The 11,730-nt window shown below is 33.4% G+C and carries 13 protein-coding genes; 1 reads left to right on the forward strand and 12 read right to left on the reverse strand.

The features are described from left to right. Positions 1-16 precede the first annotated feature (16 nt). From H7U04_RS09810 to H7U04_RS09825, 4 genes are all read right to left on the reverse strand, one after another. Positions 17-865: a PD-(D/E)XK nuclease-like domain-containing protein gene (locus H7U04_RS09810; protein WP_201059727.1), complete on the reverse strand. Its 849-nt coding sequence runs from the start codon at positions 863-865 to the stop codon at positions 17-19. 69 nt (positions 866-934) lie between these two features. Next, entirely contained in the window at positions 935-1,363 is a 429-nt protein-coding gene (ssb, locus tag H7U04_RS09815) for a single-stranded DNA-binding protein (protein ID WP_201059729.1), read from the reverse strand. 21 nt (positions 1,364-1,384) lie between these two features. Further along, complete coding sequence (locus H7U04_RS09820; protein WP_171963503.1) at positions 1,385-1,561, reverse strand: hypothetical protein; 177 nt, start codon at positions 1,559-1,561, stop codon at positions 1,385-1,387. Positions 1,562-1,586: 25 nt separating this feature from the next. After that, on the reverse strand, positions 1,587-1,904 hold the full coding sequence (locus H7U04_RS09825; RefSeq protein ID WP_110981574.1) for a hypothetical protein: 318 nt from the start codon (positions 1,902-1,904) through the stop codon (positions 1,587-1,589). A 733-nt stretch (positions 1,905-2,637) separates the two neighbouring features. Between H7U04_RS09825 and H7U04_RS09830 the strand changes: the two genes are divergently transcribed. Beyond that, complete coding sequence (locus tag H7U04_RS09830; RefSeq protein WP_201059731.1) at positions 2,638-2,775, forward strand: hypothetical protein; 138 nt, start codon at positions 2,638-2,640, stop codon at positions 2,773-2,775. A 115-nt stretch (positions 2,776-2,890) separates the two neighbouring features. Here the strand turns inward: H7U04_RS09830 and H7U04_RS09835 are convergent, their stop codons facing one another. From H7U04_RS09835 to H7U04_RS09870, 8 genes are all read right to left on the reverse strand, one after another. Continuing rightward, positions 2,891-4,183: a hypothetical protein gene (locus H7U04_RS09835; protein ID WP_110981561.1), complete on the reverse strand. Its 1,293-nt coding sequence runs from the start codon at positions 4,181-4,183 to the stop codon at positions 2,891-2,893. Positions 4,184-4,413: 230 nt separating this feature from the next. After that, positions 4,414-5,238, reverse strand: coding sequence for a ribonuclease D (locus H7U04_RS09840; RefSeq protein WP_258367702.1), 825 nt, complete (start codon positions 5,236-5,238; stop codon positions 4,414-4,416). 146 nt (positions 5,239-5,384) lie between these two features. Further along, positions 5,385-6,137, reverse strand: coding sequence for a hypothetical protein (locus tag H7U04_RS09845; protein ID WP_110981560.1), 753 nt, complete (start codon positions 6,135-6,137; stop codon positions 5,385-5,387). A gap of 755 nt (positions 6,138-6,892) precedes the next feature. After that, positions 6,893-7,681 carry an ABC transporter permease gene (locus tag H7U04_RS09850; protein WP_110981558.1) on the reverse strand — a complete coding sequence of 263 codons (789 nt, stop codon included), beginning with the start codon at positions 7,679-7,681 and terminating at the stop codon, positions 6,893-6,895. Continuing rightward, positions 7,682-8,452, reverse strand: coding sequence for an ABC transporter permease (locus tag H7U04_RS09855; protein ID WP_110981557.1), 771 nt, complete (start codon positions 8,450-8,452; stop codon positions 7,682-7,684). A gap of 8 nt (positions 8,453-8,460) precedes the next feature. Then, positions 8,461-9,252 carry an ABC transporter ATP-binding protein gene (locus H7U04_RS09860; RefSeq protein WP_110981556.1) on the reverse strand — a complete coding sequence of 264 codons (792 nt, stop codon included), beginning with the start codon at positions 9,250-9,252 and terminating at the stop codon, positions 8,461-8,463. A 17-nt stretch (positions 9,253-9,269) separates the two neighbouring features. Then, complete coding sequence (locus tag H7U04_RS11575) at positions 9,270-9,725, reverse strand: CPBP family intramembrane glutamic endopeptidase (RefSeq protein WP_398578243.1); 456 nt, start codon at positions 9,723-9,725, stop codon at positions 9,270-9,272. Between the two features lie 801 nt (positions 9,726-10,526). Next, entirely contained in the window at positions 10,527-11,534 is a 1,008-nt protein-coding gene (locus tag H7U04_RS09870; RefSeq protein WP_110981553.1) for a hypothetical protein, read from the reverse strand. Positions 11,535-11,730 lie beyond the last annotated feature (196 nt).

Consider the following 11,730-nt stretch of genomic DNA (forward strand, 5'->3'; position numbering starts at 1 on the left):
CTTTATTTCCTATTTATTATTGTTGTAAAAATTCTGCCACTGTTTTTGCTGTTACTAACGACTTATTCGTTAAACAGTAATCACAGTGCCCACATCCTTCGACAGACTTATGTGCCAAAGCATCTTTAAGTGCTTCAACATGTCCATAGAAGAGGTCTCTCCCCATTTCAATGATAGTATCATCGATCAGAATTAACTCCTTATCTGGAACAGGTTCTTTTGAAACTGCCATAATATAAGGTGTAAACTCATAACCGTAGGTTTGCTTCAGCAACTCCTGATATACGTACATTTGTAGCGTATATTGATATTCAACAATGTTATAGAGAAGAGACTTCGTGTAACGATGAAGTGTCGTCGAATATTTTTCCGACTGAAGACTCTCCATCGTTTTCAAATCAACGAAATAACCGCCTGAAAGATTCAGACTATCAATTTTACACTTGAAGGGAATCCCTTCTAACGTACCAGTGATAATCCGTTCTTTCTCCACCATCTCATCATCCGTACCATGATACAAACGATTAAAAAGCTCCTCTTTTTCTAAAGCAGCAATCATCTTATCTGCTTGTTTGAAAGGGGCTTTTACTTGGCCAGCGGTTTTCCCTCGTTGACTAATTATCTTATCTCGATTCCTTTCCAAAAAAACTTCATGAGCTTCTCTAGTCTCAAAATAAGAATGGACATAATTACCAACAAGTAGGCTTTCTGTCTCTGTTTTCTCAGGCCAAAAGCCCAAGTCAACGACTTCCTGCCTTAAGGGACATTTGATGTACTCCTTCAAACGAGAAGTAGACATGTAATGCCTATCTTGGTAGTAATTATCCTCTGTCAATGGAGGTAGAATTGCTACTTCTTCTATCATTTTTCTCCTTTCATAAACAAAAAGAGCCCAGTATACTGAGCACTTATTTCTTTTATAAACTATGTTTGATTAGAAAGGAATATTCTCAAACATAGTCGGGTCCATAGCTTCTCCACCTCCAGGAAAGCCACCTTCTGCAGGTCCAAAATCTGGACTTTGTTGAGAAGAGGTGTTGCTATGACGAGGCTGTAAGTTGTCAAAGTTTGACACATTAACCTCGGTCACATATACACGCTGACCTTGTTGGTTTTCATAAGAACGAGTTTGCAACCGTCCTTCAACGGTCACAAGATACCCCTTCTTGATCCAGTTTGAGAAATTCTCTCCCTGCTTCCCCCAAATAACTAGAGGGAAAAAGTCGCTTTCTCGCTCCCCATTTTGATTTTTGAAATCACGAGGGCAAGCGATACGAGCAGTCGCCACCGCCTTGTTCGACGGTGTGTAGCGAAGCTCCGGATCTGAAACCAAACGACCAGTAATAATAACTTTGTTAATCATAATTTTCTCCTTTGTTATTGTTTAACGACCATAATGAAGACCACCTAAAGTGTCCTCATACTCTACCCACCAATCTGCTGGGTCTTGAGACTCACGTAATTCCCTTCCAGTGGGATTACATAAGTCGGTATTTCCTTTTTCGTTTCTGAAGGTTCTTGAAAAAATACCTTCAGTTGAAATTTCAACAAATTTTGCCATGTTTTTCTCCTTTTTCTAAAAAGCTCTAGAACACTAATTCAATTTCCATCTCAACAATTTCCGCTTCAGGCTCTTGCTGAGAAACATACCCTGATTTACCAAGGTATTCCTTATACCCCCTCTTAGTCCAATGACTACGTGGGGAAACTCTCTCAAGTTTTCCTTTAACATGATCATTTGACCAAGAGGTCTTAGGGGCTATAAAACCACTAATTACACCATCAGCCCATTCACTAGGACTAATCATATAATTCATCTCATCGTAAAATGTTTTACGATTTGCGGTTTTCTGTTGTTTGCGTGCTGCTCTATAAGTAGAGCTTGTTTTGAAAGAATTTCTCATTGTCTTTCTCCTTATAAAATATAACTTGTTGTTGTAAAGTGACCTTGGAAAGCCTCGAACACCTGTTCGTAGACTTTCCTCCGTATGCCGACCATTTAGATTTGGGAACACCTGTTCCTCACCTCTAAACATCGAGATGTCGCCTTCCTTTTTTGTCCGTCTACCCAAACTCAAAACAAAAAAAGCATAACAAAGAAGCCGGCAAGCCTTGTCTCAAAAAACAAGGATGCGCGTGCCTATGGCAAACCATAGGATAAACTTCTCGTTATGCTTACTTGCTAATAACGTTTGTTGTAGCCTTTCAAAGTCAGAAAAGCAATTTCTCGTACGTGTTGATGAGCGTTAAACCTCTTCTTTCTGTCTGATGGCTTAACTGATAGCTAAAAGCGAGTACGCTCCCTTTTAACCCCGTATAAAACATGGTATGCCGATTGCTGGGACAGAACCAGTAATGACATCTCCTCCTCCATGTTTCCTCTTTTCTTTAGTCACGTGACCAAAGGTTCACCGTTTGAGGTGGTGAAAAAAAAAGACATAAATTAAACAATTTATGTCTTTAGTATAGCAAACGCATGAAAAAATAGCAACTTTAGATTAAAGGTGACTTACAGTAAAATAAAAAAAAACACCTAAAAGGTGCATGATATACATTTTATGCTTTAGTCCCATATCAAATAGAACAGTAACAAAACCATGTACTTTAAAGGTTAACCTTCCTCTAAGTTTTAGTACCATGTCAAATAGAACAGTAACAAAACCGACAGCGGCACCGATATTAGCCCAAGCAAGTTTTAGTACCATGTCAAATAGAACAGTAACAAAACCTCGACATGGACCAGCTCCCGACCTTCTTGCCTTGGCTTCCGGTTAGGCTATCTGGTATTTACAAGGTTATTCATAATTACCTTGAAGGTTCCTAAATAAACCTTTTAGTCATTATAACATATTTATCATTTGAGGCAAGAAATCAAGCAATGAACCCGATATCACTTTTTCTTATGTTTAATCTTGTTCAGTTTAAGGTCTTTGAAAGAGAGTTTATTCTCTAAAATAGCCACAAATTCATATGGAGCATTAAACATAATTTCAAAGCCTTTTTGTTTACGCTGGTCAAACCAAGACATCTCTTCTGGGTTATAATCCTTACGGGATTGCAAGGATTTGAAGTCCTCTTGATAAAGAGTAAAGGTATCACCCAACATCAAGATCTGATTAGCAATCCGTCCAAAACGGTTCTTTCGTGCTTTTTTTACCTTATGCCAGATATAATGTTTTTGGTCTAGAAGTTTCTTATAGGCTGAGTCCTGCACCCATACTCTCTTCCCTTTTTTCGGAACACCATTTTCATCGTAGTTGTCTGGGTTTAAGGCTCTACGCTTACTTTCTATAGCTCTATCCAACTCCGCCAACCGTTTACTATACCCAAAATCATTGGAGAGGTCATAAACAATAGTCTCATTATCACGCGCAGCTGTAATCGCCATCTGCTCTACAGATAACTTGATTTCCACGTTTCCTTTATTTGGTAGCTCATGGTCCAATCCATAAGGAACACCATCAAAAACTAATAAGATACTGTATTTCCAAATATTTCCCTTAACAAGAGTTCGCTTAATAGCATATAACGCTAATTTTTGGAATTCTAGTGCATAGGCAACCTTAATCTCTTGTTCTCGGCGAAAAGCAAAAGGGATAAACAGCTTGTCGTTTCTGCCTTTCCCAGTCTCAAAGAATACCCCTTCATCAGTCACGTTGTTATTGCATTTACGGTACCATAAAGTCGTAAAATTCGTTAAGCGACCAATTGATACATGGTTGCTACTTTCTCCTTGCTTACGACGCTGAAGATAGGCCCCTTTAACTGTCTGACTAAGAATTTCCATAGTAGACCAGTGGATTATCCCTTCTTCTGCATACCTTTCATACATAGCAGTTGCTTGTCCTAATTCTTTATATCGGATAAATTTACCACTATTAAGACCAAATCTATCATTTAAGGCTATCCAATCTGCTTTAAGTGTCGTCGAAAGCTCCTTATGTGTTTCCTTCATGGAGAGTTTCTTTGTCTTGTCTTTCTCTTTAGAGATAGCTTCCTTTAACTCTGCTAGCTCTTTAGTACGTAGAGACAAAGACTTATATTCCTCTGAGCTAACACGACGATGTTCTTGGCAATTGATCCAATTTGTTACGGCTCGTTTTAACTTGTAGCCATATTTAAAACGTTTGGCTAGAAAATCATCATAACCTTTGGTATTCAAAGGGATTTCTAAAGTATACACTCCCCTACTCCTTTCTCTAAGAAAATATCCTTGCTAATTTGCCATATAGACCTAGTCTCTCATATATCGAAGACACCTCTTATGATGCCTTCTCATTCACTTGTTGTATTTAAAGCCTCAACGTTACAGAGCCAATTTTTCCATTCCAATAGTAAACTAGATTAGTATAAATTCTCCCACTGTGTGATGGAGTCTGGAAGTATTACTTTATAATTCTCGTAAAAGTCAATTTATTCATTTGGCGTAATAACGACAATATTATCCACCTTATCAGCATTCAATACTTCTGGTGCAAAGAGGAACACTTCATAACCATTCTGGGTAAAATCAGCAAATTGTAATGCATCGAGTGCTTCGGCTTTTCTACCCTTTACTTGAACAACTGCCTTTCTCACCCGTTTAGGATTTCTAGATAAAAACTCGCATTCCACTTTTATAGTCGTCGATTTACTTGCAATAGAATTCGAAAGAACATAATAGTCATAATTTACCTGTATATAGGAAATCACTAGCTCTTCCAAATCAAAATCAGGCAGGTTATCCAATAAACTACCTTCTAAACGAGCAACATCGTAGTGATTCGTTTGAGATAGTTTATTATAAATAGCTTTTGAGTACTCAACTATAATAGCATCATAAATTTTCTGAGCCGTTCCAGCATTAGCTCTGTTAAATGCTGCCTTAATTTGTCCTGGCACTTGCATACCGAAATTATAAGCATCTATCGGTAAAAGTGCTCCTATGTCTAATCTTTTGTCACACCTTGTAAGTACCTCACCTTTAGCTCTACATATCCAATAATTACCATCTAAATCACGTGTCCAAAACAAATTATCTTCATGTGTATCCTTAAAGATATTCAACACAGTATTTAATCGACCAGGCTCTTGACGAAGTCGTTCATAAAATTCAGAATAAGTTAATACTTCTCCCTCACCATATATTCGGCTCCAACCAATAGCCAAATACTGTTGTTCTCCTTTTAAACAAAAATCGATTAATTCGTCACGATAAGGTGTGTTAGTTTTCAAGTTAATTCTAGCTACAAAATTCATAATTCCACCTCTTTAAATAACAAAAGACTACAATAAAGAAAAATAATGAGGTATTACTGTTAGATACTTTATGTCATTAAGACAATTCTCTTCGATTGATATTATAGCACTCTACAATGGAAGGTTCACTATAAAAATAAAACCCATTAAATCTTTTGTATAAGGTCTGAGCCTACAGTCGCATCATAAACTGATAGTACTTCAGTAACAAAACTTAAGTAAGTGTTTGTCCTCTCATTCTCAATCAGAGGATAACCATAAGCCTTAAGTCTTCGAACTCTTTGACCAAATAATATAAATCTTGGCCAATAAAATGGAATTTCTTCTTCAAAAGTAATAGGTTCTAATGGATAAAAACCTAATTGGTCAACTCTTTCAGAAATCGTTCCCCCAATTAAGCCCTCTTCAAGATCTTGAAGAAACACTAGTTCCTCAATTTCTCTATTTGATATGAAACGTTTAAGGTATGATTTTCGTAAAGCTAATTCTTTATTTATACGTCCCGCTAATTCCAAATTTATCTCTGAGGTTGCAAATTTTTGGTTCTGAAAACCAAACCTCCAGCCATAAGATAGGGCTCTATTATTTACAAATTCATAAACTGTTACTAACCTTGGAAACAATTGAGTAAAGTCTTTTAAAGTAAGAGACCTCTTAATTACTTCATCAATCGCATTTGGATACTCATTAGTATCAATCAAGTAACTATGTTCTAGTACTTCTAGTGAAGTTCTATCACTCGTATCGATTGCTGTAGCAAATTTATTACTAGCGTCTACTGCCAGTAAAAATTTATACTCATGACCTTCTTCACTTGAGAAATTGATAACTTTGGGAATAATCATTAATTCCCTGTCTCTATCTAAAGTACGTTCATTAATCTCATTAATTCTGAGCATACACATTTTCTCCTTGTTATCCATGTTAATGATTAGCTTAGTTATAAGGATAGCACACAATAAAACATACCACTACACCTTAAGTCAGTTATTCTCTAATAATGGGGGATGTGACACCCCCTAAGTCCATTGTGTCCTTCCCCATAAACTGCTATAATTTTCTTGTAGTTCGATGAAACTACACTCGAAAATTAATCCTTTCTGTCTCTAATCCTCCTAACAGAAATGGAGACTCCTAATCAATCCAGTTCACATCATAATCTCCTATAAATCCAGATGTGAGCAAACCTCCTTTACAACTAGGGCCATCGCCCTAGTTTTTTTGCTCTTGGGGTTAGCATTCATCACCCACTACAGTTAACAAATATACTTTCAAAAACAAGTAAAATAATGTTTTTTGGGATCTTTAATCTCAATCATTTCTGTGCTATTCTTAATAAGTTTCATAAGTTCTTCTTAATGATGGTTTGATCGCTTTTCATTATAGTTTTTATGGACTTTTTGTGAACACTAAAAAGCTCTATAATCTCTACAGTAATCTTAAGCACTACAGAAATTATAGAGTCTTCATTTTGAGCTTTTTTAGGATTTTTTTCAAATCACTATATATAAAATATATAACAACTATGAATTCCATAATATCATTTCAATTGTAAATGATACCCAAAGCACTCATACCCTCTTGTTCAATTACTACAAAGAATGAAAAATATATTTCTAATCCCAAAAGTATACTATTCGTAAAAAAATTAAAGTTATGTAAACTCTAGTTTCCCAGAGGTACGTGACTGTCTTTCCATATATTTTAAAAGAATAGATGCTACTAGAATGAAAGAAAAACCTAAGGTTAACTCTTCATAAATTAGTTTGTTATATTCTAAAAGACTATTTCCTTCAATTAAACCTTGAGCAATCTGAATAGACCTTGTCAAAGGTAACATTTTAGAAAACCACTGGAAAATATTAGGCAATTTACTAACTGGAAAATTAGCTCCAGTAAAAATCAACAACAATCGACTGACTAAATTCAATATAAGATTTGTTTCACTTGTTATTAAAATAAAGCATGAAATAATATATCCAAAACTCATTGCAACGAAAGAAGATAGGAAAAGGACACCAATAAACGAAGAAATCATTTCTATATTCCAATTAATTCTCAAAATAAAACTCACTAATACCACGCCTATAGTTACAGAAATCATACTAGTAACCATTGTGCTAATTGCACTAGAAAATAGTATCGAGCTTAACTTAGTTTTTGAAGCAATTAGAAAACTCAATGTCCCATTATATTTTTCATCCATCAGTTGTGTACCAACACCAAACAAGGCTCCAAAAGATGTTATTAGTATCGCATTTCCAATCATCCATTTTTGAATATAATCAGTTCCGTAAATGTATCCGGCAATCAGAGAGAAAAGCAATGTTTGTGAAATTGGAGGAATTAGGTCAAACATCATATAAGTTTTCCAATCCGACATCATTGAGGATTGTTTATAAGAAAAGATGATCCTTCTGAAAAATCTTAAAATACTTTCCATCTAATACACCTCCAAAGTTGCATCAATTCTACTTTTTTTCTCTACACTGACAAAGGCAAAGTGAGCAATTATAAAATAAAATACAGTTAAAAAGGAGAGAATTGATATAACAATAAATATCTCTTTTGAATTTCCACCGTATACAGCAAGTTCAAATCCTTCCATTACCCATGTTGGAGATAAAATATATGAAACCCACTTTATATATTGGTTCATAAAATCTATAGGGAATACCATTCCTGTTATCAAAAGTAACGGATACTCTATTACGTTCATTAACAAACGTGCACTTCTTGATAAGGTAAATGCTGAACACATCAGCATTCCTATACTAACGAAGGTCAATACTGCTAAGACAATCACAATTACTAATAAGCTAAAACTCTTAACAGCCATTATGCGACCAAATAATATCGTCACAAATATTACATTCAACAGAAATGCTGCTACTCCCCAAAGACTATTACCAAGTAGTTTGCCAAAAATAATCTTTTTAAAACCTGACGGTGATGTGAATAAAATAGGTAATGTCCCTAAATACTTTTCTCTGTTTATGTCCGCAGCTGACGAAAAACAGATAATAGTCCAAAATGAAGATAGAGAGGTTCCTAAAATAGCATATAAAGTAAATTCTTGATTGGATTTATTACTATACATTAACCCTAAGAGAATAGCATTACACAGAGGATTAAAAAATAGACAATAGCGAAACGTACTTCTAGCTACTGCTTGCTTCATGTGTACAATAGCACTAGCAAAAATAACTTTCATACTTACGACTACCTCACTAAATGCAAATAAATATCTTCCAGTGTTACATCTATTTCTTTTTGTTCTTTCACTTTATCTTGAAGAATTTTTGTTCTATCTTCATCTGAAATTAATGATGCAATTTCTGGTAATGTACCACAGGTTACAATTTCGCCTTGATTAATGATTGCAATTCTATCACAAAGTTCCTCAGCTTCAGCCATATAATGGGTTGTTAAAAGAATTGTTTTCCCATTTTTAGCCAACTCTTTTATGATGTTTCTCAACTCAAGTGCTCCTACTGGATCAAGACCAATACTCGGTTCATCTAAAAAAATTATCTCAGGATCATTTAACAATGCTCTAGCAATCTGAAGACGTTGCTTCATACCTTTTGAGAATGTCTCTACTCTACGTTTTGCAACACTATTCAGCCCAACCTGTTTAAGTAAATCTGGAATCAAAATCAGTTGCTTCTTCCGAGGTATCTTATATAAATCCGCAAAATAAAACAAATTATCCTCAGCAGAAAGTCTAAAATATAAACTTCTTTCTCCTCCAAAAATGAAATTTATTCTCTCACGAATTTGTTGCTCATCTTTATAGATATCGAATCCGGATATTTCTACTTCACCTGATGTAGGAAGAAGCATTGTTGAAAGAATTTTTATTGTAGTCGACTTGCCTGCACCATTCGGCCCAAGTAATCCAAATACCTCTCCTCTATTTATTGAAAAAGAAATCCCTTTCAAAGCTTCGAAATTTTCTCTTGTTTCTCTAACCAAAAAACTTCTCTTTAGATTTTTTATATTAATTACCATACTAGCTCTCCTTTAAATTATTGATAATTATCATCTGTATTGACACAATTAAAAATTACTCGTCTTATTGATACTAATACAAAAGGTAAATTGAAAATGAAATGAGTTAAAATAGCATAAACTATGTTATTTGTCTTAAACAATAAGTAACAACACACCGTTGAAAAAAAAATTTGCCTGAATATATCATTTCTTGAATAACCTTTTGGAGTGCTGACAAGATGTGATAGGACGAATAAAAAATTACTTAAGAATAGGACAACTAAAAACCCCTTACCTATAAAAAAGTAATAAACAGTATATCTAAAAAATAATTCTTCTCCAATTATCAAAAATAACGAATTAATAAAATTTATAATATATATGTGTGTTGGTATCTCACCAGAGATATAAGCAAAATCAGCTAACAAGAATTGTACTTTTGTAAAGTTCATAACCCAATAAAACAAAGGAATACCAATACTTATCGACATATATATCCAAGTAAACTTAAATTTAAATAGATTTTCTGAATCTAAAAAAAATAGCGGAACAAATAACAAGAAAGTTTGATTAAATCTCCTTAAAATGAACTTCAATAATGAGTCATATGTATTAAAAATAAAACCTTTATACCTAAATGATAAGGAAATAATTCCTGCCCACAGCAATACTAGTAACTGATTCAATTTTTTCTCCAAATTCCAATAAAAATAAAGTAAAACTAATCTTAGTCTATCTCAAACCATCTTTCGTTCTACTTTTAAGCACTGAACGTTTCAACGAGAATCCTCATTTTACCTCAACTATCTGTTTAGATAGTTGTTCGATTTGTACGGTTCATTCATAATCATTAAGGCAGAATATATATTGGAGGATACTATATTTTAAGACGAAATATTTATTTAAAGGATATCAATTAAATTGTTTAGTCACAATCTTTCAATTTCTAGAAAATTCAATACATCTAATATCATAATAGTATTAACCCCTCACAATTTATCATTCTGTACTAAAAAGGATGAAGACACTAGAATCTTCATCCATACTCTAATCATAGCAAAATTGCCTATAACTTATATTTTACATTTTCTCCAACATTAGAGCTGCAGGTAAATCAACTTCCTTAATCATAGGTAGTTCTACTTTAACTTCAGACATTATTCTCACCTCCTCCACTTTTATATCTACAGTTGCTCTACAAAAAATTGATATTATCGTAAGAGCAAATCTTTTATTTACTTTTAGAAAATCACCCCCTTTAAGGTCTGTTCGTGTAGTATTGGTGAATATCTTCAATTCAAAATTTTTATTAATTCATCTGCAACCCTTTTTTGCTGATAAAATTTATCCATCTCTACAACATAGAAATTTTTTATTCTTTGAGATAATAATAACAAATTCCTATCCTCATCAGGGGTACAACTTCCCCCATATAGTTGTTCTTCCGAATTTCTTAAAATTTGACGTTGTAGTATTTTTTTTCGCTTATTTAAATCTTCTATTTGAGTAATTTTAAATTCTTCACCATATTTTAAATATACAACTGTCTTTATGTCTCCTTTAGGAGACAATTGACAATTAAAATTAGAGGAAAATTCTCTCACTGAAACTCTCTTTTTTGAGTCCCACTTTATTCCATTACTATTTTCATATAAATTCAAATCATATTTATACTCAGAACTTAATTCAAAATTTAATGTTTTTGATGTGATATATCGTATGGAAACCGACTTCGGTATTCCATAACCAATACTTTGTTCACAATTATACATACCTACATCATTAGTGATAAATTCAATTTCATCTTTATTTTTTAGTAGCAATTCAATCATTAATGTAGTTTTTCCAGAAAACTTATCTCCTGTGATTAGTATCCCCTCATTACGAATATTTAAAGCTGCTCCATGAAGACAAAGATATTCTTTTTCTTGAAGTTCACCTATAGCTAAATTTCTTATAAATCTAAATAAATCATACGCTTGAACTTCTGCGTTACTAGAATAATGGATAATTTTTCGACTTTCCAAATTAACAATAAAATAAGAAAATGTAGAATAATCATCATAAATATAGTACATATTATCCTTAAATTCCCAATTACTATAACCCCACTTTTTGGTAGTTTTTTTTAAAATATCTTTTACAACGGCTCTTTCACAGGATTCTATGGAAAAGTTTACGTCACAATTTTTTGAGTTATCCATTTTAAAATACGGATCCGAGATATAACTTAATTGTCGTAAAATTGAATCATTTGCTGTTACACTCACAATACAAATACCATAAATTCTAAAATTCATTCTTTCTCCTCTCCACTACTTTGTTTAAACAAATTTTCAATATTTCCTCTATTTACAAGTACTTGTATTAAACAAATGGACCTAATGGAATAATAAAATAGTATTAATAGTATATTTTCTAAAAAAATCTTAACAAATTGTTTTATTGAAAAAACGTTATGAGTAGAAATTCGATGAATTTTTCTAGATAATATAT

Origin of the sequence: Streptococcus sp. 22.1 (assembly GCF_016648645.1) — a bacterium.
Taxonomy (GTDB): domain Bacteria; phylum Bacillota; class Bacilli; order Lactobacillales; family Streptococcaceae; genus Streptococcus.